At 70.5% G+C, this 22,712-nt stretch carries 20 protein-coding genes and 1 other RNA gene; 14 read left to right on the forward strand and 7 right to left on the reverse strand.

Annotated elements, in window-relative coordinates; genetic code table 11:
• Nucleotides 1–152 precede the first annotated feature (152 nt).
• From ftsE to ssrA, 5 genes are all read left to right on the forward strand, one after another.
• Entirely contained in the window at nucleotides 153–1,064 is a 912-nt protein-coding gene (gene ftsE, locus BN1197_RS02310) for a cell division ATP-binding protein FtsE (RefSeq protein ID WP_245851791.1), read from the forward strand.
• The gene (ftsX, locus tag BN1197_RS02315; protein ID WP_040155823.1) at nucleotides 1,061–1,969 is read left to right on the forward strand and encodes a permease-like cell division protein FtsX; all 909 of its coding nucleotides are present in this window, start codon (nucleotides 1,061–1,063) and stop codon (nucleotides 1,967–1,969) included. The genes ftsE and ftsX overlap by 4 nt, the downstream gene beginning before the upstream one ends.
• A gap of 137 nt (nucleotides 1,970–2,106) precedes the next feature.
• Nucleotides 2,107–2,577 (forward strand): SsrA-binding protein SmpB, encoded by a 471-nt coding sequence (gene smpB / locus BN1197_RS02320; RefSeq protein WP_040155825.1) that lies wholly within the window; start codon nucleotides 2,107–2,109, stop codon nucleotides 2,575–2,577.
• Nucleotides 2,578–2,701: 124 nt separating this feature from the next.
• On the forward strand, nucleotides 2,702–3,121 hold the full coding sequence (locus BN1197_RS02325) for a pyridoxamine 5'-phosphate oxidase family protein (RefSeq protein WP_040155827.1): 420 nt from the start codon (nucleotides 2,702–2,704) through the stop codon (nucleotides 3,119–3,121).
• A 151-nt stretch (nucleotides 3,122–3,272) separates the two neighbouring features.
• Nucleotides 3,273–3,638: a transfer-messenger RNA gene (ssrA, locus tag BN1197_RS02330) on the forward strand.
• Between the two features lie 78 nt (nucleotides 3,639–3,716).
• Here the strand turns inward: ssrA and hutG are convergent.
• From hutG to BN1197_RS02355, 4 genes are all read right to left on the reverse strand, one after another.
• Nucleotides 3,717–5,090 carry a formimidoylglutamase gene (gene hutG, locus BN1197_RS02335; RefSeq protein ID WP_315969798.1) on the reverse strand — a complete coding sequence of 458 codons (1,374 nt, stop codon included), beginning with the start codon at nucleotides 5,088–5,090 and terminating at the stop codon, nucleotides 3,717–3,719.
• 1,335 nt (nucleotides 5,091–6,425) lie between these two features.
• Nucleotides 6,426–7,760 (reverse strand): HNH endonuclease signature motif containing protein, encoded by a 1,335-nt coding sequence (locus BN1197_RS02345; RefSeq protein ID WP_052465882.1) that lies wholly within the window; start codon nucleotides 7,758–7,760, stop codon nucleotides 6,426–6,428.
• A gap of 170 nt (nucleotides 7,761–7,930) precedes the next feature.
• Complete coding sequence (locus BN1197_RS02350; RefSeq protein ID WP_052465883.1) at nucleotides 7,931–8,809, reverse strand: sigma-70 family RNA polymerase sigma factor; 879 nt, start codon at nucleotides 8,807–8,809, stop codon at nucleotides 7,931–7,933.
• Nucleotides 8,806–9,195 carry a carboxymuconolactone decarboxylase family protein gene (locus BN1197_RS02355; protein WP_052465884.1) on the reverse strand — a complete coding sequence of 130 codons (390 nt, stop codon included), beginning with the start codon at nucleotides 9,193–9,195 and terminating at the stop codon, nucleotides 8,806–8,808. Before BN1197_RS02355 ends, BN1197_RS02350 begins: the two co-directional genes overlap by 4 nt.
• A gap of 195 nt (nucleotides 9,196–9,390) precedes the next feature.
• Between BN1197_RS02355 and BN1197_RS02360 the strand changes: the two genes are divergently transcribed.
• From BN1197_RS02360 to hutH, 6 genes are all read left to right on the forward strand, one after another.
• Nucleotides 9,391–9,858, forward strand: a complete 468-nt coding sequence (locus BN1197_RS02360; RefSeq protein WP_040155832.1) for an SRPBCC family protein — start codon at nucleotides 9,391–9,393, stop codon at nucleotides 9,856–9,858.
• A gap of 266 nt (nucleotides 9,859–10,124) precedes the next feature.
• Nucleotides 10,125–10,880 carry an IclR family transcriptional regulator gene (locus tag BN1197_RS02365; protein WP_040155834.1) on the forward strand — a complete coding sequence of 252 codons (756 nt, stop codon included), beginning with the start codon at nucleotides 10,125–10,127 and terminating at the stop codon, nucleotides 10,878–10,880.
• A 209-nt stretch (nucleotides 10,881–11,089) separates the two neighbouring features.
• Complete coding sequence (gene hutU / locus BN1197_RS02370) at nucleotides 11,090–12,787, forward strand: urocanate hydratase (protein WP_040155836.1); 1,698 nt, start codon at nucleotides 11,090–11,092, stop codon at nucleotides 12,785–12,787.
• A gap of 111 nt (nucleotides 12,788–12,898) precedes the next feature.
• Nucleotides 12,899–14,092 (forward strand): imidazolonepropionase, encoded by a 1,194-nt coding sequence (gene hutI / locus BN1197_RS02375; protein ID WP_040155837.1) that lies wholly within the window; start codon nucleotides 12,899–12,901, stop codon nucleotides 14,090–14,092.
• Nucleotides 14,093–14,159: 67 nt separating this feature from the next.
• Nucleotides 14,160–15,509 carry a YjiH family protein gene (locus tag BN1197_RS02380; protein WP_040155838.1) on the forward strand — a complete coding sequence of 450 codons (1,350 nt, stop codon included), beginning with the start codon at nucleotides 14,160–14,162 and terminating at the stop codon, nucleotides 15,507–15,509.
• A gap of 91 nt (nucleotides 15,510–15,600) precedes the next feature.
• Entirely contained in the window at nucleotides 15,601–17,157 is a 1,557-nt protein-coding gene (hutH, locus tag BN1197_RS02385) for a histidine ammonia-lyase (protein WP_040155839.1), read from the forward strand.
• A 108-nt stretch (nucleotides 17,158–17,265) separates the two neighbouring features.
• Here the strand turns inward: hutH and trxA are convergent, their stop codons facing one another.
• Together trxA and BN1197_RS17630 are read right to left on the reverse strand one after the other, a co-directional pair.
• Nucleotides 17,266–17,763: a thioredoxin gene (gene trxA / locus BN1197_RS02390; RefSeq protein WP_082043555.1), complete on the reverse strand. Its 498-nt coding sequence runs from the start codon at nucleotides 17,761–17,763 to the stop codon at nucleotides 17,266–17,268.
• Between the two features lie 316 nt (nucleotides 17,764–18,079).
• A complete protein-coding gene (locus BN1197_RS17630; protein WP_245851793.1) occupies nucleotides 18,080–19,006 on the reverse strand; it encodes a hypothetical protein in 927 nt (308 codons plus the stop codon).
• A gap of 198 nt (nucleotides 19,007–19,204) precedes the next feature.
• Here BN1197_RS17630 and BN1197_RS17635 point away from each other — a divergent pair, with 198 nt between their 5' ends.
• The 3 genes from BN1197_RS17635 (at nucleotide 19,205) to BN1197_RS02405 (ending at nucleotide 21,930) form a co-directional block, all read left to right on the forward strand.
• Nucleotides 19,205–20,551, forward strand: coding sequence for a DEAD/DEAH box helicase (locus BN1197_RS17635; protein ID WP_245851794.1), 1,347 nt, complete (start codon nucleotides 19,205–19,207; stop codon nucleotides 20,549–20,551).
• A 147-nt stretch (nucleotides 20,552–20,698) separates the two neighbouring features.
• The gene (locus BN1197_RS02400; protein WP_040155841.1) at nucleotides 20,699–21,346 is read left to right on the forward strand and encodes a superoxide dismutase family protein; all 648 of its coding nucleotides are present in this window, start codon (nucleotides 20,699–20,701) and stop codon (nucleotides 21,344–21,346) included.
• A 17-nt stretch (nucleotides 21,347–21,363) separates the two neighbouring features.
• Entirely contained in the window at nucleotides 21,364–21,930 is a 567-nt protein-coding gene (locus tag BN1197_RS02405) for a YqgE/AlgH family protein (RefSeq protein ID WP_040155842.1), read from the forward strand.
• Nucleotides 21,931–21,942: 12 nt separating this feature from the next.
• Here BN1197_RS02405 and BN1197_RS02410 read toward each other — a convergent pair whose 3' ends face one another.
• Nucleotides 21,943–22,710 carry a polysaccharide deacetylase family protein gene (locus BN1197_RS02410; RefSeq protein WP_040155843.1) on the reverse strand — a complete coding sequence of 256 codons (768 nt, stop codon included), beginning with the start codon at nucleotides 22,708–22,710 and terminating at the stop codon, nucleotides 21,943–21,945.
• Between the last annotated feature and the right edge of the window lie 2 nt (nucleotides 22,711–22,712).

Below are 22,712 nucleotides of genomic sequence, written 5' to 3' on the forward strand. Positions count from 1 at the left end.
TCTGTGTCCGGCCGGCCGTCGTAGGCTGGTTGCTGCGCCGACGACAACGCCTGGGGGACACCGCGAAAGGGGCCGCCACGGCGACGCCGCCCCTGTCCACCACGCGCCCGCCCTCAGCCGGCCGTCCGCCCTTCGCGAGGAAACACCTGCCGATGATCCGTTTCGATCATGTCGTCAAGACCTACCCGCGCACGTCGCGGCCCGCTCTGGACGACATCGACCTGTCCGTCGAGGCCGGGGAGTTCGTGTTCCTCGTCGGCCCCTCGGGCTCGGGCAAGTCGACGATCGTGCGCCTCATGGTGCGGGAGGAGAAGGTGAGCTCCGGCCGCCTGGAGGTGGCCGGCCACGATCTCACGACGATCCCGCGGCGGCGGATCCCCGGGCTGCGCCGGCAGGTGGGAACGGTGTTCCAGGACTTCCGTCTGCTGCCCGACAAGACCGTGCACCAGAACGTCGCCTACGTGCTGCACGTCCTGGGCCGGCCCGCCTCGGCGATCGCCACGGCCGTGCCCGAGGCGCTGGAGACCGTCGGCCTCGCCGACCTCGGACGTCGGCTGCCGCACGAGCTCTCCGGTGGTGAGCAGCAGCGCGTCGCGATCGCGCGGGCCCTCGTGCGCAACCCTCCGCTGCTGCTCGCCGACGAGCCCACCGGCAACCTCGACCCCGCCACCAGCCTCGAGATCGTGCGCCTGCTCGAACGCATCAACGCCGGCGGCACGACGGTCGTCATGGCCACCCACGACGACCGCATCGTCGATGCGCTGCGTCGGCGGGTCGTGCAACTCGAGGCCGGCCGCATCGTGCGCGACGAGGTCGCCGGACTCTACATGCGCGCCCCCGAAATGGATCCCGAGAAGACCTCCGGGCCGCCCGTGGCGGCCTCCGAGCCCCCTCGTGACGAGACGGCCCGCGTGGCCGACCTGCCGGGTGACTCCGCCGAGCCGCCGGCGAAGGAGGCCGTGAACACGACCATGGAGACGACGGATGTCGGGGACGCCACGGCCGGCGACACCGAGACTCCCGGGCGCGACACGCACGGGACGACGAATGGGGCGCGGCGATGATCCGGCCCGGGTTCCTGCTCGGTGAGGTGTGGACGGGGCTACGGCGTAGCGTCTCGATGGCGGTCGCCGTGGTCATCGTCACGACGACGTCTCTGTTCTTCCTCGGCACGGGGCTGCTGGCGGATCGGCAGGTCGAGGCCGCCAAGGGGTTCTGGTACGACAAGGTCGAGGTCTCGATCTTCCTCTGCCCCGCCCGCTCGAACGAGTCGGCGTGTGCGAAGGGGTCGGTGACCAAGGCGCAACGGGATGCGATCGAGCTCATGCTCGACTCGATGAGGCCGACGGTCGCGTCGGTCTACTACGAGTCGCAGGACGAGGCCTACGCCCGGTTCCAGGAGCAGTTCCGGCACAACCCGACGTTCGCGGACACACCCAAGGAGGCCATCCCGGCGGCGTTCCGCGTCAAGCTGTCCGACCCCGCTCAGTACCCGATCATCGAGAAGACGATCTCGCCGATGCCAGGCGTCGCCACGGTGAACGACATCCGCGAGGTGGTCGACCCGCTGATCCGGGTGCTGTCGGTCCTGCGAGCGGTCGCGCTCGGCATCGCGGCGGTGATGCTGGTCGCCTCGGTCCTTCTCACGTCGACGACAATCCGTCAGATCGCGTGGTCGCGGCGCCGCGAGGTGGCGATCAAGCGGATGGTCGGGGCCTCCAAGGCGTCGATCCGGCTGCCGTTCGTCATCGAGATCCTGCTCGCCGCACTCGTCGGTGCGGGTCTGGCCGTGCTCGCGCTGTGGGCCGTCGTCCACTTCGGGGTGGCCTCGTTCGCGGCCCGCTTCGCCGACTTCGCGTGGGTCGGCGACGGCGACGTGTGGGCGATCTCGGGTTGGCTCGTGCTCGTCGCCGCGGTCGTCTCGATCGTCGTGTCGTGGCTCTCGCTGTCGCGTCAGGTGCGGGTCTGATCCCAGGCGGGCCGACAGGCCGGGCCCACCTCGCCCGATACGCGCTGGCGACGTGCGCGGCAGGTCACCTATCCTGGGACATCGCCCCGCAGGCGGGGCGTCGACATCCGACCGAGGCACCGAGGAGGTGAGGGCGCATGGCCAAGGAGAAGGGCACGAACGTCGTCGCGCGCAACCGCAAGGCGCGTCACGACTACCACATCGAGGACACCTACGAGGCCGGTCTCGTCCTCACCGGCACCGAGGTCAAGTCGCTGCGGCAGGGTCGCGCGAGCCTCGTCGACGGCTGGGCCTCCATCGACGGCGGCGAGGCCTGGCTCGAGGGCGTCCACATCCCCGAGTACCACCAGGGCACCTGGACCAATCACGCCGCGCGTCGCAAGCGCAAGCTGCTGTTGCACCGCACCGAGATCGATCGGCTCGCGATCAAGAGCCGGGAGGCCGGTCACACCCTCGTCCCCCTGCAGCTCTACTTCAAGGACGGGCGCGCCAAGGTCGAGATCGCTCTCGCCAAGGGCAAGAAGGAGTACGACAAGCGCCACGCCCTGCGCGAGCGGCAGGACCGCCGTGAGGCCGAGCGCGCGATGTCGCTGCGCACCCACCGCTGATCGGTTTCTCCTCTCGTGATCGGCCGGCCGGGGCCGGGACCACGGTCCCGCCCAACGCTCGACGCCCGGGACTAGGGTTGAGGGCAGCCGGCCGCGCGCCGCGGCCCATCGGAGAGGAGCAGCGATGGAGAACACGACCGATCCGGCCCGCGTCCTGAGCGACGAGGAGAGCTGGTCGCTTCTCGAGGCCCGGTCCTTCGGCCGGCTCGCCTACGCCATCGGCAGCCACCCCGAGATCGTCCCCATCAACTACTGCGCGAACGACCGCAAGATCTACTTCCGCACCGCGGGCGGCGACAAGCTGTTCGGGGTGACCCTCAACCACAACGTCGCCTTCGAGATCGACGACATCCGCGGCGACCGGGCCAAGAGCGTCATCGTCTCGGGCACGGCCCGCCGGCTCGAGACCTCCGCGGAGATCGAGAAGGCCGAAGAGCTGCCTCTGCGGCCCTGGGTGCCGTCGGCCAAGTTCAACTACGTCGAGATCGAGGTCGACGAGATCAGTGGACGCGAGTTCCACCTCGGTCCGGAGTCCTGCGACTGACGCCGCCGGATGCTCGCGCGTGAGGGGGTCGGGAATGAGTTCGACGCCCGGCCTGTTGTCCTCATAGACTGACTCTCCGCCCGCTCGGGCGGAGTCGCGCCGCATCGCGGCCATGACAAGTGCACAGGGTGACATGCCCTCCGCATCTCGCGGGGGTGATCGGTTTCGACGTCGATCGTGCGATCAGGGGAAGCGGGCCGAGGATGCTGAGTCATCTCGTCAACGCCCTCAGCAAACCAATAGGTGCCGATTCCAAGCGCACCGACTTCGCCCTCGCCGCCTGAGCGAGCCCGAAGTCTGTCAGCCTAGGTGTGATCTCGGCCTAGTGTCTGGCATCAGCTAGAGATCTTGCTGCGTAGTGGTGTCGGGACGCTACGTGGGACTCTTTCTCGACTGGGCCTGTCAGGGAACGTGTGCGCGCGAGCCCTGGGGCCGAGAAAAGCCATAGCGCACTGCGCCCGGAGAAGCCCTGGTTCTGCGTCGGCGGACGCGGGTTCGATTCCCGCCACCTCCACTCCCGGCGGAGGCATGTCACCTCGTGCAACCGGCGACGGCCCCGGCACTCCCTTGCGGAGCGCCGGGGCCGTCGCCGTGTTCAGCGCGCGTGGACGCAGGTGGTGACGAGCCGGGCGGCCGTCTTCGCGGTACGACCGTCGACGTCGAGGCGCGGGCAGAGTTCGACGATGTCGAGCACGGCGAGCTTGCCGCTGGCCGCGATGCGGCGGCACACCGCCTCGAGCACCTCGACGGGAACGCCGTAGCCAGCGGGGGCGCTGACGCCGGGGGCGACGGCGGCGGGCATCACGTCGAGGTCGATGGAGAGATGGATGGCGTCGACGCGGGCGAGCACACCGTCGACCACGGCGAGCACGTCGTCGAGGTGGGAGGGCTGGGCGTCGACGTCGAGCACGTACTTCGCGCCGAGGGAGTCGGCGGTGTCGAAGAGGACGCGGGTGTTCGACGGCTCGGCGATGCCGATGACCGTGTAGTCGAACGAGCGGCCCGCCTTCTCGTCGGCGTGGGCCATCTGCAGGAACGGCGTTCCGGAGGTGGGGTGGTCGGCCTGACGCAGGTCGAAGTGCGCGTCGAGGTTGACGACACCGACGCGCCGGCCCGCGAGGCGCTGGGAACGGGTGCGGCCGAGGTAGCTGCCCCAGGCGGTCTCGTGACCACCGCCGAGCACGACGACGAACGACGTGCCCTCGGTGTCGAGGGCGTCGGCGATCCGGGTGCCGAGGGCGTCGTGGCCGGCCTCGAGGTCCTCGCCCTCGACCACGACGGTGCCCGTGTCGGTCAGGGCGACGTCGGTGTGCATCGCCAGGGGAGCGAGCGCCTTTCGGAGGGCGTCGGGGCCCTCGGCGGCACCGAGGCGGCCGCCGTTGCGACGTACACCCTCCTCGCTGGAGAAGCCGACGAGCGCCACCCGGTCGCCGCCGGACGCCGTTCGTCCCGCCATCGTCTGCTTCACCTGCTGATGCCAGCGGCGGTACTCGACGCCCTCGCCGTCGTCGCGTCCCTGCCAGGCCGATGCGTCGTACTCCACGATGCTCATGGGCCCGACTCTAGGGTCGCGACGAGGTGCGGTCGATCGGGGGCGCAACGACGCGATCCAGTCCTCGCCGACCCCGGCCCACCAGGCCGCGTCGTCACGGGCCGCCTGCACGTAGCCGCGGTCGACGAGTGCGGCGAACGCGGGATCGGTGCGCGCGAGGTCGTCGATGTCGTCGGCATGGCTCGTCATCTGGGCACCGATCGCGGCGGCCAGGCGCACACGCTGATCCGAGGTCGGGGTGTATCCCTCGACGAGAGCCGCGAGGTTCGTGCGCTGCCGCTTCTCGATATCGTCCCCCTCCTCGATGCCGTACTCCGCGTGCCACCACGTCCCGGCCATCAGTGGCGCCCAGCGCCAGGCCGCCCATGCCAGGTCCTCGATGGGGTCACCGGGGCGCGCGAAGTCCCAATCGAGCACGACGACACGCCCGTCCGGCCGCTGGACCGATCTACTTGAGCGAACGATTGACGGGGGCCCACATCACAGAAGCCATGGGCGGCAGGGCTGCGGCAGGCTGGGGTGGAAGCGGAACATGGCCGCGGAGCGACTGCGGGTGTGCGTACGGCTCGTGGAGGCGTTGAGGCTGGCGAGGGGGAGTCGCGTGAGGCGAATCTGGGCGCTGAAGATGGATCGGACGCGGCCGTGGGCGATGCCAGCTGCGGCGCCGTCCAGGTGAGGGACGACGCCGCAGGGTGGGTCAAATGTTGACAGCCTGTTTGATGGTCCAGACGATCAACTCAGCGGCGGCGCGGAATACCACCGACGCCGCAAGGGCGGGGAGCTGTCGCTTGATACTGCGCTTCTGGCAGGGGCACGGCTGAAAACGGTGAGCTGGCACTGGATCACCCCCTCTCCTATCAACGACCGACGCGAGGCACCACCCGTGGAGCGCCAAGCAACACGAGGTGATGTTGTGCGGGTCGAGCTGACAGAGAGAAGCGGATGCCGGGTCGGCGACGGCCCTCACGGCCGCAGTGCGCTTCAAGCATGAGAATAGCCGGGCCGGCGGTGGACGGTGTAATCAGACACGCCCTGCACGACGCGAACAGCCCCCCCGCGGTCCTCGGGCCGAGGCGACTGGCGGGTGAGCGGACCAACGTAGGAGACTGAGGAACGGACACAGATGGGGCGTGCCAGTCCGCCGCCGTCTTCGTGCCCGATGATGACGGGTGCTGGTCGCCAGGTCCTACATGAGTGTCTGCCCCTTGTCATTTGCATGATCCGGGGGAGATTGTCACCGGCTTGGGGCCGGCTCGAGGGTGCGCGTCCGGCCGCACGGCGATGCTGTTGGCCGGATAGAGGCCGAGTGCTGTGTCGCAGGAGATTCCGAGATCCACCGGCCGACGGCCCGGCAAGCATCGGGGCCGCGGAACCACGGTGACAGAGGTCGATCTGGGGTGAGGGTGCCGACCTCGCCGTCGACGTAGGCGAGGATCTCGCGGTCGAGATCATCGATGCCGAGAACACGCGGCGCCCCGTCGAAGCCGACGGCGTGTAGATGCTCGAGCAGGGCGTGGACGGCAGGTGTCCACGGGCCGACGGGCCGGCGGACGGTGTCGGCGACCCGCACCACCGTGGTGGTGTTGCCGCCCTCTAGGCGCTCCTCGGCGTGGGCCTCAGGTGCCGTCGGTGGTTCGGACGAGGGTGGTTCGGCTGGCCGGGGTGTCGTGGGCACCACGGCACCGTAGGCCGTATCCGGTGCGTCGGTCACCCGATTTCGACCAGGGCAGGACTCGGGCAGGGGTCCGCACCTCATGCGACGGCAGGCGTGCGCGGCGTGATGCCGATGGGGGTGCCGTCGCGACGGGTCCATCGAACTCCATCGACAGGATCGACGGTGGCGGTGTGGTCGTGGCGGTGGACGACGGTGTGGTGGTGTCGACACAGCAGGGCGAGGTTGGGTGGATGGGTGAGCCCGCCTGCTGCCCAGTGGATGATGTGGTGGCCGTCGCACCAGGCGGGCGGCATCGAGCACCCGGGGTAGGTGCAGCCCTTGTCTCTGAGGTGAAGCGCCATCCGCTGGCCAGGGGTGACGGTGCGAGAGGTGCGGCCGAGTTCGAGGACCTCGCCGCGGGTTCCGAGGACGGCCGGGACGATCTCGGCGTCACACGCCAGGATGCGCGCCTCCGTCGGGGAGAGGACCTGAGAGAACCCGGTCGTCGCGTAGCCCCGCTCGGTTGCGTCGAGCCGGCCCCGCTCGTTCAGCCCCGAGAGCAGGTCGGACAGCTTCATCGTCACCACGACTCGGGCCTTGGCTCCGGTGCCCGACACCTTCTCGTCGGGGTCGCACGCCACGCCCGCGAGCGTGAGCAGAGCGTCTGCTCGGCGCTGCCCGGACGTACGGGGGTCGGGGAGCCCGTCATCGTCGAGACGCGGGGCGGACAGCGCGTGGATCGCGGCGGTGAAGACCGCTTCGGAGGCCTCGTCCAGTCGCAGCGTCGCGCACAGCATGCCGGCCCTGTCGCGGGTGAACGCGGTCAGCTCGCGCTTGCGGTGATCGCGGTCGTGCTCGGCGTCGAGTTCGGTGGCGCGCCCGTACTGGCCGATCATCACGTCTTCCAGCCGCTCGAGCTCGGCACGTGACGCGCCGGAGGCGGCCCAGTCGATGAGGATCTCCATGAGGTCGTCCCAGTGCGGGTACTCGATCGTGACCCGCAGGCGGCGGTACACCTTGGCGACGAGCGCGGCCGTCTCCATGGGCAGGCGCCCCGCGACGACGGCCTCGCGCAGGCAGTGCACGTCGACGCCCGCGCAGGTGCGGGTGATCTCGTCCAGTTGCCGGGCCCGGCCCTTGGCGACGGGCACGCCGGCGTCCCGACAGGACTGCTCCACCCACCGATGCGTGCGTGGATGGTCGGACGCGGCGATCACCCCACGCGACGACGCCTCGAGGACGACTGCAGCCCGCGCCGCCTCCGCCGCTGCGACGACGGCGGTCGCTGCGGCGGCCAACCCCGCGAGTTCGTGGGCGGGCACCGAGACCAGCCCCTCTGCGACCCGCTCGAGCACCTCACGCACCGCCGCGAGCTGCGCGGCGGCGTCCTCACCCGATGTGCTCGGGGAGGGAAGGAATGGTGTCGAGGTCATGCCCCATTCTATCGAACGCATGACCGATAGAATGGATTATCCACAGGTGAAAGGCCCTGCCGCGCAGTGGGATTCGCGCGGGCGGTCGACGGCGTCGCCGACTCTCGAGTTCGCTTGTCTCGCAACTCGTTTCGACGATCGTCGTCGACAGTCACGCCACGTGATGTGTGTCACTTTCTGGACTGATGCTCAAGCCCACGCTCGTGCACGAACGTCAGCTTGGCCGGGTTGCCGTGGATCTGGATCGCGGTGATGCGACGCCCGTCGTGTTCGAGAGCCACGAGGCGATCTCCCACCCCGGAGCGGAACCACAACGCCGGCCGGCCGTTGACGTCGAGCACGCGCGGCCCTTCGACAGCCGCACGGGCGGTGATGGCGAGCAGGAACCGGAGGATCTTGTCCGGGCCGTGGATCGGACGCAGCGCCGCCTTGGTCGCGCCGCCACCATCGGTCCAGAGCACGCAGTCGTCGGACACGAGTCGTGTCGCCTCGGCGACGTCTCCCGACACGACCGCCGCGGTCAGGGCGGTGAGCAGGCGCAGGTCGAACTGTGGATCGTCTGCACGCCGGTCGGGGGAGTGGCCGGCAAGGCGTGCGCGCGTCCGGGCGACCACCTGCCGACACGCGGCGGGGGAGCGCCCGACGCAGTCGGCGATCTGCGCGTACGGCACGTCGAACGCCTCGCGCAGCACGAAGATCGCGCGGTCCTCCGGCTCGAGGGCCTCCATGAGCCGCAGCATCGCGAGCCCGAGGAGTGCTCGTGTCTCCACCACCTCCTCGGGCAGCCGCGCCGTGGCGACGGGCTCAGGCAACCACGGGCCGACGTAGGTCTCGCGGCGTCGTCGCTCCCTGCGCGCCTCGTCGATGGCCAGGCGGGTGACCACGGTCGTCAGCCACGCCGCCGGATGATCGAGATCGTTCTGGCCCGCGAGTCTCGTCCAGGCCTGTGACACGACGTCCTCGGCGTCCTGCCAACTGCCGAGAATCCGGTATGCGAGCCCGATGAGCCGCGGCCGTTCTCGCGTCCAGACCTGAGCGTGAAGGGTCATGCGTCGAGTCTCGTCGCGATGGCCAGCCGGTTCCACACGTTGATCGTGGCGATGGAGAGCACGAGATCGCCGAGTTCGCTGTCGGTGAAGTGGGCGGCAGCACCGTTCCACACCTCGTCGTCGACCCCCTCCGGGCCCAGACGGGTCACCGAGTCGGTGAGGGCCAGAGCCGCTCGTTCCCGAGCATCGAAGAGGTCGCCGGGCACCTCGTCGGCGAGGGCGGCGATGCGTGCCTCGCTCTCACCGGCCTTGCGCAACGCCTTCGTGTGCAGGGCGATGCAGTGGTCACACCGGTTGAGCTGCGAGGCGCGCAACTCGATGAGTTCGTGCAGCCGCCGGGGGACGCGTGCGCGGCAGTAGCCCTCGAGGCCGAGCACGGCGGCCATCCCGAGTCGATGCGTGAGGCGAAGTCGGATGCGAGGCACGTGGGATCTCCCGTCGTCGAATGGTCGTGGCATGAGATGAGACGGATCGACGGGGATGGATGTGACAGACCTGCCCGATCGTCGAGGAAACCGGGGGGTCGGGATGGGGGAAGACCCTGATGTCGCCCCGGCGCGGGGTTGCCTAGTCTCCAACCCATGGAGACCGACACCGTTCAGACCATCGATCGCGGCCCGCATCGGGTCGCCCGACAGGCGCGTGTGGAGGCGCCGGCCGACGAGCTCTTCGCGCTCCTCGCCAACCCCCACCGTCATCACGAGGCCGACGGCAGCGGCACGGTGAGGCCGGAGGTCATCGGGCCGCGTGAACTCCTGCTCGGTGATCGGTTCACCGTGTCGATGAAGCTCGGGCCGGTTCCGTACCGCATCACGAGCGCCGTCACCGCCCTCGAGCCCGGCCGGGTCGTCGAATGGCAGCACCCCGGCGGGCACCGCTGGCGGTGGGAGTTCGAGCCGCAGCCGGACGGTTCGACCCTCGTCACCGAGGTCTTCGACTATTCGGCGGCACGCTTGCCCGCATTCATCGAGCGCATCAAGGCTCCGGAGCGCAATGCCCGCAACATGGCGGCCTCGCTGCGCAGGCTTCAGGAGCACGCCGACCGCTGAGGTAAAGGCTCCCAGCCTCGCGCCGCGACCGATATCCCCCGGCCCAGAACTCCGCTGTCGGTGCTCGGGGCACTCGGGTCCCAGTCGAGGGGGAAGAGTGATCCGCCCCGGAATACGCATGCCGAGAAATCCTCGGCCCCTGATATGTATCCGGGCCCGTGTCTTGAGTCTTCCGATTCCGCGCCGCATCCGACGGACTGGCCGGTGGATGGCAGCGACGATGCCCGGGCCTTACCCTCGACGGCAGACGACGAGAGAGGTGAGCCGTGTCCCGCGTCCCCGCCGCCACGAACACGCTGAGGATCCTGCGTCATCTCGCGAGCCGGAGAGGCCCGATCTCGGCCATGTCGATCGCGACCGCCCTCGAACTCCCGCGCTCCAGCGTCTACCACCTGCTGTCGGCGATGTCGGAGGCCGGGTTCGTCGTGCACCTGGAGGAGGAGCGGCTGTACGGCATCGGTCCGGCCGCCTCTGAGCTCTCGACCGCATACCTGCGGCAGGCGCCGCTGGCGCGGATCGCGAACACGGCCCTCGCGGCCCTCGTCGACCGGCTGGGGGAGACGGCGCACCTCTCGGTGCTGCTCGGCCGTGACGTCGTCTATGTGCTCGAGATGCGGGCCTCGGGTCGCCCCGTTCTCGTCACCGACGTGGGAGTCCGGCTGCCCGCCCACCTCACGGCGAGTGGCCGTGCGATCCTCGCCGGGCTCTCGGCCGTGCAGATCCGCGCGCTCTACCCCGACAAGACGGCGTTCGCCGACCCCCCTGGGGAGTCGTGGTCCCCGATCCGCCTGCGCAGCGAACTGCAGAACGTGCGCCGGCGCGGGTGGGCCGTGGAATCCGGGGACGTCACCGAGGGACTCTCCTCGGTCGCGGTCGCCGTGCACGATCACCTCGGGTGGCCGACGGCCGCGATCGCCCTGACGTTCGAGGACAACCGCGTCGGGCCGGATGAGCACGGCCGTCTGGCGGGGGAGTTGCAGGCCGTCGCCGACCGGCTCGCGGCCAAGCTGCGCACGGGCTGAGGGCTGCATCGACGCAGGTCAGCCCGCCTGTGATCCTCGACGGGCGGGGTGCGGGAGTGGACGCGGCACCGTGGTCACGCCGGCCGCCCCCGACGTCATGACGGTGACTCATTCGTCTCGTATGCCAGACATGAAGTCGAGGTCGCGTGGTGACAAGGGTCGTCGGCGGCAGGTGTCATGGTGGGCACCATCCCGACGAAGGAGTCCACATGGCATTGCCCGGAGCCCGTGAGGTCCGCGCGCCGCGCGGCACCGACATCTCTGCGAAGAGCTGGCAGACAGAGGCGCCGCTGCGCATGCTCTGCAACAACCTCGACCCCGAGGTGGCGGAGCGACCCGACGATCTGGTCGTGTACGGCGGCACGGGGCGGGCGGCGCGCTCGTGGGAGGCCTTCGACGCGATCATCGCGACGCTGAAGACCCTGGAACCCGACGAGACGCTGCTCGTTCAGTCGGGCAAGCCCGTCGGCGTCTTCCGCACCAACGAGTGGGCACCACGGGTGCTCATCGCCAACTCCAACCTCGTGGGCGACTGGGCCACGTGGCCGGAGTTCCGCAGGCTCGAGGCCGAGGGCCTCATGATGTACGGCCAGATGACCGCGGGGTCGTGGATCTACATCGCCACCCAGGGCATCCTCCAGGGAACGTTCGAGACCTTCGCCGCGGTGGCCAAGAAGCTGCACGGGGAGGGTCGTCTCGAGCAGCCCACGCTGGCCGGCACGTTCACGCTCACCGGCGGCTGCGGTGGCATGGGCGGGGCGCAGCCGCTCGCGGTCACCCTCAACGACGGCGCGTGCCTCGTCGTCGACGTCGACCGCTCGCGCCTGGAGCGCCGGGTGGCCAAGCGCTACCTCGACGAGGTCGTCGACGACATCGACGAGGCCATCGAGAAGGTGCAGCGGGCCAAGGCCGAGAAGCGCGGCTGGTCGGTGGGCCTCGTGGGCAACGCCGCCGAGGTCTTCCCCGAGCTGCTGCGTCGTCACCGGGCCGGTGAGATCCATGTCGACGTCGTCACCGACCAGACCAGTGCACACGACCCGCTCTCCTACCTGCCCGTCGAGATCTCCGTCGAGCAGTGGCCGGCCGAGGCCGCGTCCGACGCCGAGGGCTTCACCAAGAAGGCCCGCGAGTCCATGGCGGCCCAGGTGCAGGCCATGGTCGAGTTCCAGGACGAAGGCGCCGAGGTGTTCGACTACGGCAACTCCATTCGCGACGAGGCCCGTCTCGCCGGCTACACGCGTGCCTTCGAGTTCCCGGGCTTCGTGCCCGCCTACATCCGTCCGCTGTTCTGTGAGGGGCTCGGCCCGTTCCGCTGGGTGGCGCTCTCGGGCGACCCCGAGGACATCCGCGTCACCGACGAGGCCATCAAGGAGCTCTTCCCCGACAACGAGCACCTGCACCGGTGGATCGACGCCGCGCAGGAGCGCGTGGAGTTCGAAGGGCTGCCCGCCCGCATCTGCTGGCTGGGCTACGGCGAGCGCCACAAGGCCGGGATCCTCTTCAACCAGCTCGTGCGCGACGGCAAGGTCAAGGCTCCCATCGTCATCGGCCGCGACCACCTCGACTCCGGCTCGGTCGCCTCGCCGTACCGCGAGACCGAGTCGATGAAGGACGGCTCCGACGCCATCGCCGACTGGCCGCTGCTCAACGCGCTGACCGCCACGAGCTCGGGCGCGACGTGGGTGTCGATCCACCATGGCGGTGGGGTCGGCATCGGCCGTTCGATCCACGCCGGCCAGGTCGGCGTCGCCGACGGCACCGACCTCGCAGAGGAGAAGCTCACGCGCCTGCTCACCAACGACCCCGGTATGGGCGTCATCCGGCACGCCGACGCGGGCTACGAGCGCGCGATCGAGGTCGCCGAGGAGCGCGGAGTCCGCATCCCCATGCGCGAATCCAGCCAGTGACACGCTGAAGCACCGTCGGGCGTCGCCGAGCATCGACGACGCCCGACCTCGACCGATCCCACTTCGTCCGCCCCCCGCCCCGACATCCCTCCAATACCCGAGGAGACGCACGTGAGCGAGCTCATCACCGGCATCGGTGAACTGCTGACCAACGACCCCGACAGGCCCCGTATCGACGACGCGGCCCTCGTCGTCGACGGCGAGACGATCGCGTGGGTCGGTGAGGCGGCGCAGGCGCCGGCCGCCGACCGGCGCACGTTCCTGCAGGGCCGGGCCGTGCTGCCGGGGTGGGTCGACTCCCACAGCCATCTCGTCTTCGCGGGCGACCGTTCGGCGGAGTTCGAGGCCCGCATGGCCGGGGAGTCCTACGCCGCCGGCGGTATCGGCGTCACCACCACCGCCACCCGGCAGGCGAGCGACGACACGCTCGGAGCGCTCGTCGCCGACCGGGTGCGCGAGGCCGTCGCGGGCGGCACCACCTACCTCGAGACCAAGACCGGCTACGGGCTCGATGTCGAGCAGGAGTTGCGAGCCGCGCGCATCGCCGCCGACGCGGTCGACGAGGTGACCTTCCTCGGAGCGCACCTCGTGCCCCGCGGCGAGGACGGCGAGCCCGTCGACGCCGACGCCTACGTCGATCTCGTCTGCGGGCCCATGCTCGAGGCCGTGCGCCCCTACGTGCAGTGGGGCGACGTCTTCTGCGAGGAGGGCGCGTTCGACGTCGAGCAGTCGCGTCGCGTCCTGGAGGCGTGCCGTGCGGCGGGCCTCGGTCTTCGGGTGCACGGCAACCAGCTCGGCGAGTCCGGTGGTGTCGCGCTCGCCGTCGAGATGGGAGCCGCGAGCGTCGATCACGTCAACTTCCTCTCACCCGAGGACATCGAGGCGCTCGCGGGCTCCGACGTCGTCGCGACCGTGCTGCCCGCCTGCGACCTGTCGACGCGGGCGCCGCTGGCACCCGCACGCGAGCTGCTCGACGCCGGTGCCACGGTCGCCATCGCGAGCAACTGCAACCCGGGCACGAGTTACACCAGTTCGATGAACTTCTGCGTCGGCACCGCGGTGCTGCAGCAGCGGCTCACGATCATCGAGGCGGTGCGTGCGGCCACCTGGGGCGGGGCGCGCGCCCTGCGCCGGGAGGTCGCCACCGATGACCGCCCGGCGATCGGATCCATCGCGGTGGGGGCCCGTGCCGACCTGCACGTGCTCGACGCTCCCGCCGCGATCCATCTCGCCTACCGTCCCGGCATGCCCCTCACCTGGGGTGTCTGGCGCGCCGGCCGGCAGGTCGTCGCCCCCGTCCTCTGAATCCGGGCACCGTCGCCCACCCTTCCTCCGGCCGACGACGACGTCGGCCTTCACCTTTGGAGTTTCGATGAGTTCCACCGCCCCTCCGCCGCAGCATGCGGCGCGCCCGGATGGGACGCCCGCGACGACCGGGTCCGACCTGGCCCGCTTCGTCGTGTACAGCGCGATCGGCATCTTCATGTTCTTCGTGCCGATCACGATCGCGGGCAAGAGCACGATCCCCCTCGACCACATCGTCACGTGGCTGCGTGACGTCGCTCGGCCCGCGATGCCGTGGTACGCCCTGCTCGTCGTGCTCGTCGGCACCGTGATGCCGTTCGTCACCGGTCGCTGGCGCACCAGCCCCGTCCGCACCGCCTTCGCGTTCCTCAACATCCTCGGCCTCGTCGTCGGAGTCCTGCTCGTGCTCCACAAGGGTCCGGCGTGGCTGCTCGAGAAGGACATGGGGCCGTTCCTCTTCAACTCCCTCGTCATCCCCGTCGGCCTCATCGTGCCCATCGGCGCGATCTTCCTCGCCCTGCTGGTGGGCTACGGCCTCATGGAGTTCATCGGCGTCTTCATGCAGCCGGTCATGCGGCCGTTGTGGCGCACCCCGGGCCGCTCCGCCATCGACGCCGTCGCCTCGTTCGTCGGCAGCTACTCGCTGGCGCTGCTCATCACCAACCGCGTCTACCGTGACGGCCGGTACACCGCCCGGGAGGCGGCGATCATCGCGACGGGCTTCTCGACGGTGTCGGCGAGCTTCATGGTCATCGTCGCCAAGGCGCTCGACATCATGGACCACTGGCTCTTCTACTTCTGGGTGTCGTTGGTCGTCACGTTCATCGTCTCGGCGATCACGACCCGCATCCCGCCGTTGTCCCGCGTCCCCGACGAGTACTACCCCGGCTCCACGCCCCAGCCGGAGGAGAGGGTCACGGGGTCACGCTTCCGCCGCGCCTGGGACGAGGCGAGGGAGGCGCTGCACGCGGCACCGAGCCTGGGTCGCAACATCTACGACAACCTGGTCGACGGGTTCCGCATGGCGATGGCCATCCTGCCGTCGATTCTCTCGATCGGCCTCATCGGTCTCGCGCTGGCGCGGTTCACGCCGGTCTTCGAGTGGATCGGCTGGATCTTCCGCCCGTTCATGATGCTCGTGCGACTGCCCGAGCCGGCACTCGCGAGCACCGCCGCGGCCACCGGCATCGCCGAGATGTTCCTGCCCGCCACGATCGTCGCAGGTCAGACCGACCTCGTTCTGCGCATGGTGACGGCGATCATCTGCGTCTCGGCGATCATCTTCTTCTCCGCGATGGTGCCGACCATTCTCGCCACCGACATCCCCGTGTCGATCTGGCAACTCGTCGTCATCTGGTTCGAGCGCGTCGTGCTGACGATCCTCATCGCCACGCCCATCTGTCACCTGCTGCTCTGACCCGCGCCGGCGCCGTCCTCCCATCGGACGGCGCCGGCGATCGCCCCCGACCCCCACCTCGACCACCGCCATCTTCAGGAGCCGCTTTCCGATGAACACCACCGCTCGCACCGTCACCCTCGGCACCAGCGGTCTCACCGTGGACGACGTCATCGCCGTCGCCCGGCGCGGCGCGCGGGTCGAGCTGGCCCCCGAGGCGCTCGAGAAGGTCACGCGAGTGCGTGCCCACGTCGACGACCTCGCCCGTTCCGACACTCCCGTCTACGGCATCTCGACCGGCTTCGGCGCCCTCGCCACCGTGCACATTCCGGTCGAGAAGCGCACCGAGTTGCAGCGATCGCTCATTCGTTCGCACGCCGCCGGCATGGGCCCTCTCGTCGAGCCGGAGGTCGTCCGCGCCCTGATGCTGTTACGCGCGAAGACCCTGGCGTCGGGGCACACGGGCATCCGCCCCGAGACCCTGCAGACGATGCTCGCCGTGCTCAACGCGGGCATCACGCCCGTCGTCCACGAGTTCGGCTCACTCGGGTGCTCCGGCGACCTCGCGCCGCTGTCGCACTGTGCGCTCGTGCTCATGGGGGAGGGGCGCGCGTTCGGCCCCGACGGCGTCGAACGGCCCGTGCCCGAGCTGCTCGCCGAGGCCGGCATCGAGCCGGTCGTCCTCGCCGAGAAGGAGGGCCTGGCCCTCATCAACGGCACCGACGGCATGCTCGGCATGCTCATCCTCGCCCTGGCCGATCTGCGCGAGCTCGCCGACGTCGCCGACGTCACCGGAGCCATGTCGGTGGAGGGCCTGCTCGGTACCGACCAGGTGTTCCGTCCCGAACTCCACCTGCCGCTGCGCCCGCATCCGGGCCAAGGGATCTCGGCCGCGCGGATGCTTGCGACCCTCGCCGACTCGGCGATCGTCGCCTCGCACAAGCAGGGCGACACCCGGGTGCAGGACGCGTACTCGCTGCGGTGTTCACCGCAGGTCACCGGCTCGCTGCGCGACACGATCGACTACGCGACCACCGTGGCCACCCGAGAGCTCGCCGCGGCGATCGACAACCCCGTCGTCCTCGACGACGGTCGCATCTCCAGCAACGGCAACTTCCACGGCGCGCCCGTGGCCCACGTGCTCGACTTCGTCGCCATCCCGGTCGCCGACGTGGCCTCGCTGGCGGAGCGTCGCACCGACCGCATGCTCGACACCGCGCGCAACCACGGCCTGCCGCCGTTCCTCGCCGGCGACCCCGGCACCGACTCGGGCCTGATGATCGCGCAGTACACCCAAGCGGGCATCGTCTCCGACCTCAAGCGGCTCGCGGTTCCGGCGTCGGTCGACTCGATCCCGAGCTCGGCGATGCAGGAGGACCACGTCTCGATGGGATGGCACGCCGCGCGCAAGCTGCGCAAGGCCGTCGAGGGGCTGCGCCGGGTCCTCGCGATCGAGCTCGTCGCCGCCGCCCGCGCGATCCGACTGCGTGAACCGCTCCAGCCGAGCCCGGTGACGGGGGCCGTGGTCGCGGCCCTGCCCGAGCAGATCGCCGCTCCCGGGCCCGACGAGTTCATGGCACCTCAGCTCGCGGCGGCCGAGGAGTTCATCGCAGACGGCACGATGCTGAGCGTCGTCGACGAGGCCTTCGCCGCACGGCCCGAGCTGTGACGTCGTAAAGAGGCCGCCCCGAAGTATCTCTGCCGGAGACGATTCGGCCCCCGTCGCGCTGTCGCGCGGCGGGGGCCGAATCGTTCGTCGGTGGGGTTGCCGGACGGGTCAGACAATGGCGCCGTTGTCGTCGGGACGGTCGACGCCCCGAGCCGAGTCGGCCCGGGCGCGATCGTCGGCCGGGTTCGTGGCAGGCATGGCCGTGGGGTCCTGCTGCCCGGCGGGCTGCTCCGCCCCGGCCTGCTGGGCGACTGCGGCCTCGTACTGGGCGCGCACCTCACCCATGTCGAGCGCGCGCACCTGGGCGATGACGTCCTCGAGCGCCTCGGCGGGCAGCGCTCCGGGCTGCGCGAACACCGGGATGCCCTGACGGATCGCCATCACCGTCGGGATCGAGGTGATGTTGGCCGCGGCGGCGAGCTCCTGCTCGGCGTCGGTGTCGACCTTGGCGTACGTGATGTCGGGGTTCTTCTCGGAGGACGCCTCGAAGATCGGCGCGAAGTTGCGGCACGGGCCGCACCACGACGCCCAGAAGTCGATGAGGACGATCTCGGCGGAGGCCATGGTCTCGTCGAAGTTACGGCCGGTCAGAGCGATGGTCGTCATGACCCGTTCAACGAGCGGACGACGAGAGGCATTCCCGGATGCTCGGTTAGTCTGACGGGGTGCCCCTGCGGCGGAGGTCGTAGGGACACCGCCACCGCTTTCGCCGCCGGAGACGCCACGAGGAGGAGGGGCCCCGTGGGCCGCCGGCGGCGCGGGCGGTGACGCGGATGCTGTTAGACTTGTGCCCACGGTCGATCTTGAGCATGGCCGTCGCCACGCACGATCACCATCCATCTCGCCGCTGGGCCTCCGAGGCCGTTTCGCGAGGCAACCGACCAGACCAGGGACGACGTCCGTCCCGCCCGCGGGAGACCGATCATCGGTCGCCCCCGCCCCGGACCCGATTCCGGGCACACATCAGCGCCCTCACGCGGCGCGCGAGGCTCGTTCGATCTCCGCAGTACGTCGGAACCAGGAGCGTGCCTTCGAACCGACACGAAGAGAGAACGACATGAGCCCGAAGAACTCCGGCGCGCCCAAGAAGCCGCGCTGGTCCGCAGCCAAGAAGGCCGCCAAGCGTCGAGTCGGCCCTGCGCCACGATCCGATCGCCGCTCGGCCCGCCGTGATGAGGCGAGGGGTTACGAGCCTCGTGACGACGCCCGCTACGAGGGCCGTCACAGCGCCGGCCGTGGTTTCGCTCGTCGCGACGACGACCGGGGCCGAGGAGGCCGAGACGGTGACCGGTCCTACCGGCGCAACGACGACGAGCGCGGTGGTGGTCGCACGGAGTACCGCAGCTATGACCGCCGCGACGATCGAGGCTACGACCGTCGCGACGATCGAGGCTACGGCCGCCGCGACGGTCGCGGTGACGACCGGAGCTACGACCGTCGTGAGGCCCGGGGCCGCTACGACCGGCGTGACGACCGCGAGGCCGGCACCCGCGAGTTTCAGAACCGCGGCGCCCGCCGCGACGACGCCCGCGGGTACCGCAACGACGGGCGGAACGACCGGCGCGACGAGCGACGTGACGACCGACGTGACGACCGGCGGGACGACCGACGGCGTGACGAGCGCGCCGACGGTGCTCGCCGGCCGTGGGGCGCGCACGGCGATCGTGAGCGATACGGCCGCGATGAGCGGAACCGGCGCGACGACCGCTACGCCCGCGACGATCGGCGCGAGGACCGCTACCCCCGTCGTGACGAGCGTGACGACCGCTATCCCCGTCGTGACCAGCGCGACCAGCGTGACGACCGCTACCCCCGTCGTGACCAGCGCGACCAGCGCGACGAGCGTCACCCCCGCCGCGACCTGCGGGATGACCGCCCGCGTGGCCGCCACTGGGAGGACCGTCGCCCGCGCTTCGATCGTTCCGAGTACGCCGACCGGCCCGAGCAGGGCCCGCGTTCGGAGGCGCCACGCCACCCGCAGCCCGCGGATGCACCGGCGGCGCAGGCCGAGCGGCTGCGTCGCAAGGAGGCGCCCATCGTCGAGCCCGTGACCGAGCCGATCGATCCGAGCACCAACGGGTTCGCCGCACTCGGCCTGCCGGAGGCGATCGCCGCCCGGCTCGCGCGGGACGGCATCACGACGCCGTTCCCCATCCAGGAGGCGACGATCCCCGACGCCCTGGCGGGCCGGGACGTGCTCGGCCGTGGCCGCACCGGCTCGGGCAAGACCTACGCCTTCGGGTTGCCGCTGCTCGCGCGACTCGCCCAGGGTGAGCGGGCGACGCCCAACCGGCCCCGTGCGCTCGTGTTGTCACCGACCCGTGAGCTCGCGATGCAGATCAGCGACGCCCTGCAGCCCCTGGTGCACGTGCTGGGCCTGCGGCACAAGCTCGTCGCGGGTGGCATGCCCTACCCGCCGCAGTTCGACGCGCTCGAACGGGGTGTGGACGTGCTCATCGCGACCCCCGGTCGCCTCAACGACCTCATCGAGCGCGGTGCGTGCACCCTCGACGCGGTCGAGATCGTCGTTCTCGACGAGGCCGACCACATGGCCGACATGGGGTTCCTTCCCGAGGTCACCGAGATCATGGACAAGGTGCCGGCCGGTGGTCAGCGCCTGCTGTTCTCGGCGACGCTCGACAAGGGCATCGACACCCTCGTCGAGTCCTACCTCGACGACCCGGTGACCCACTCCACGGACGAGGCCCAGGCCAGCGTCACGACGATGGACCACCACGTCCTGCTCGTGGAGCCGGCACACAAGAAGGTCGTCACGGCCCAGGTCGCCAACCGCGGCGGGCACACGATCGTCTTCTGTCGGACCAAGCTCGGTGCCGACCGCATCGCCATGCAGTTGCGTGAGCAGGGCGTGTTCGCGGCGGCGCTGCACGGCGGCCTCTCCCAGGCGGCCCGCAACCGTGTGCTCGGTGCGTTCCGCGACGGCGAGCTGCCGGTGCTGGTGGCCACCGACGTCGCCGCGCGCGGCATCCACGTCGACGACGTGGGTGTCGTCATGCAGGTCGACCCGCCCGCCGATCACAAGGACTACCTGCACCGTGCCGGGCGGACGGCCCGCGCGGGTGAGAAGGGCACGGTGGTGACGCTCGCGCTGCCGCACCAGAAGAGGCTCATGGAGCGCATCGCCGAGCAGGCCGGTGTCGACGTCACGCCGGAGAAGGTGACTCCCGCCGGCGATCGTCTGCACGAGCTCACCGGCGCCGAGCGGCCGACCGGGGACCCGATCCCCGAGGAGCGCCTGCGCCGTCTGCTCGAGCCCCCGCCGCGTCCGCGTCGTGGCGGCTACCGCTCGGGCGGTCCCCGGGAGGGCGGCCGCGGTGGACGCGGCGGCTACGGCGGTGGCCGTGGCGATTCCGGTGGCCGTCGCCGCTACTGAGCGGCGGTCGCTCCGACCGGCCCGCCCCGGTCTCTCGACGACCTCGCGCGCCCTCTCCTCTTCGGAGGAGGGGGCGCGCTGTCCGAATTGCGGTGGTGCACAGAATCGCCCAGGCTGGATGGACGATCCGCCGCCCGAGGAGACACCATGCGTCGTACCGTCACCGCCGTTCTCGCCCTCTCGACCGCGCTCGCCCTGGGGGCGTGCGGGGCAGATTCCGACGACCGTTCGGTATCGCCACGTCCTGGCCAGGCCGACACCGAAGACCTCACCGCCGGTCCGAGCGGGGCGGCCGACGAAGGCATCCAGGTGACGACCGCGACACTCAAGGACGCGTCGGGCGCCGACAAGGGCACCGTCGAGGTCAACGATCTCGACGGGAAGACCGAGTTCGTCTTCGAGGTCACCGGTCTGCCGGCGGGCTTCCACGGCCTGCACCTGCACAAGATCGGCAAATGCGAGCCGAACTCCGCCGACCCCACGGACGCGGCGAAGAAGGGCGATTTCCTCTCCTCCGGCGGTCACCTCGGTGAAGGTGATCACCCGGAACACAGCGGCGACCTGCCGCCGCTGCTCGTGCAGAAGGACGGCAGCGCCACGATGCGGGTGACCACCGATCGCGTGAACCCCGACGAGATCCTCGACCAGGACGGCACGGCGATCGTCGTCCACGGTGAGCCGGACAACTTCGCGAACATCCCGAAGCGGTACTCGAGCAGCGGCCCCGATGCCGAGACCAAGAAGGCCGGGGACGCCGGGCCGCGGGTGGCTTGCGGGGCCTTCACGCCGCAGTGAACGGGCGCGGCGGCACAATGGGGGACGTGACGTATCTGGCCGGACGCCTGCTCGTGGCCACCCCTGGCACCGGTGGCGACATCTTCCACCGCAGTGTCGTGCTGCTGCTCCACCATGACGACGACGGCGCGCACGGGCTCGTGCTCAACAAGCCGATCGAGGCCGATGTAGAGGCTGTCCTGCCCACGTGGCAGGAGCACGTCGTGGCGCCCGGGCACCTGTTCCAGGGCGGGCCGGTGGGACTCGACACGGCGCTCGGGCTCGTCCGGCTCGGCCATGGCGGCGCGGAGGACGACCTCGGCATCAAACGCCTCTTCGGCGAGATCGGGGTGGTCGACCTCGACGCCCCTCCCGAGATCGTCATGCCGCACGTGAGTTCGGTGCGGGTGTTCGCCGGGTACTCCGGCTGGGGCGCCGGGCAGCTCGAGGGCGAACTCGAGGCCGGTGCGTGGTACGTCGTCGACGCCCGTCCCGGCGACCCGTTCATGCCCGTGCCCGAGATCCTGTGGCGGCTCGTGTTGCGCCGGTCGGGCGGCAAGATCGCCTGGCTCGCGAACTACCCCGAGGACCCGCAGATGAACTAGGCCCGGCCCGCCTCAGCGTCGGAGGGCGCCGGGGAGGTGCCGGGGATGCAGGTTGAAGTGGGGCCGGGTGACCGGGGCTCCGTGTTCGAGGGCACGGCCCAGGCTCACCGCGCGCAGGCCGCGGGCCTCGGCGACGCGCAGCACCCGATCGAGCAGCTCGTAGCGGTCGAGGACGGGCTCGGGCACCTCGTCGCCGAGGTCGGCAGGGCCGGCGTGACCGTCGTGGAACAGCAGGATCGTGCCGCGAGCGAGGTTGGCGGTCGCCTTCTCGACCCGCGCGTCCTGGGTGGTGTCGGGGTTCCAGTCGTGGCTCGTGCCACTCCAGATGACCGATTCCATGCCGGCCTCGCGGATGAGTCTCCACGTCTCGATCGACTGGTCGCCGTGCGGCGGCCGGAACCACCTCACCGTCGTGCCGAGGATGTCCTCGAGCTCGGCCTTGCCTCGGGCGAGGACGTCGCGCGCTTCGGCCCGGGAGAGGGTGGGGAGGTGGCGGTGGTCCATGCCGTGCAGGCCGATCTCGTGCCCGGCCGCGACGACCTGCTCCAGCAGTCCGGGGTTGGCCCGCACGCTCGTCATGAGCACGAAGAACGTCGCGCTCGCGTCGTGATCGGCGAGGGCGCGAAGGACCGCATCGGTGCGCCCGGGCGTCGGTCCGTCGTCGAACGTCGGGACGATCACGGGCTCACCGGTGCGCACCGAGCTGATCGAGCCGATCGCGTCGGGGGCCTTCTCGAGCACGCGCATCGCGGCGAGCTTGAGGTCGTGGACGAGCGACATCG

It is taken from the genome of Mobilicoccus massiliensis (assembly GCF_000826525.2).
In the GTDB taxonomy this organism is placed as follows: Bacteria; Actinomycetota; Actinomycetes; order Actinomycetales; family Dermatophilaceae; genus Mobilicoccus; species Mobilicoccus massiliensis.

Excerpts from the sequence above, each read along its gene's own strand:
- ftsE (WP_245851791.1), top strand. The coding sequence starts at position 153 with ATGATCCGTTTCGATCATGTCGTCAAGACCTACCCGCGCACGTCGCGG.
- ftsX (WP_040155823.1), top strand. The coding sequence starts at position 1,061 with ATGATCCGGCCCGGGTTCCTGCTCGGTGAGGTGTGGACGGGGCTACGG.
- smpB (WP_040155825.1), top strand. The coding sequence starts at position 2,107 with ATGGCCAAGGAGAAGGGCACGAACGTCGTCGCGCGCAACCGCAAGGCG.
- BN1197_RS02325 (WP_040155827.1), top strand. The coding sequence starts at position 2,702 with ATGGAGAACACGACCGATCCGGCCCGCGTCCTGAGCGACGAGGAGAGC.
- BN1197_RS02345 (WP_052465882.1), bottom strand. The coding sequence starts at position 7,760 with ATGACCTCGACACCATTCCTTCCCTCCCCGAGCACATCGGGTGAGGAC.
- BN1197_RS02350 (WP_052465883.1), bottom strand. The coding sequence starts at position 8,809 with ATGACCCTTCACGCTCAGGTCTGGACGCGAGAACGGCCGCGGCTCATC.
- BN1197_RS02355 (WP_052465884.1), bottom strand. The coding sequence starts at position 9,195 with ATGGCCGCCGTGCTCGGCCTCGAGGGCTACTGCCGCGCACGCGTCCCC.
- BN1197_RS02360 (WP_040155832.1), top strand. The coding sequence starts at position 9,391 with ATGGAGACCGACACCGTTCAGACCATCGATCGCGGCCCGCATCGGGTC.
- hutU (WP_040155836.1), top strand. The coding sequence starts at position 11,090 with ATGGCATTGCCCGGAGCCCGTGAGGTCCGCGCGCCGCGCGGCACCGAC.
- BN1197_RS02380 (WP_040155838.1), top strand. The coding sequence starts at position 14,160 with ATGAGTTCCACCGCCCCTCCGCCGCAGCATGCGGCGCGCCCGGATGGG.
- hutH (WP_040155839.1), top strand. The coding sequence starts at position 15,601 with ATGAACACCACCGCTCGCACCGTCACCCTCGGCACCAGCGGTCTCACC.
- trxA (WP_082043555.1), bottom strand. The coding sequence starts at position 17,763 with ATGACGACCATCGCTCTGACCGGCCGTAACTTCGACGAGACCATGGCC.
- BN1197_RS02400 (WP_040155841.1), top strand. The coding sequence starts at position 20,699 with ATGCGTCGTACCGTCACCGCCGTTCTCGCCCTCTCGACCGCGCTCGCC.
- BN1197_RS02405 (WP_040155842.1), top strand. The coding sequence starts at position 21,364 with ATGGGGGACGTGACGTATCTGGCCGGACGCCTGCTCGTGGCCACCCCT.
- BN1197_RS02410 (WP_040155843.1), bottom strand. The coding sequence starts at position 22,710 with ATGTCGCTCGTCCACGACCTCAAGCTCGCCGCGATGCGCGTGCTCGAG.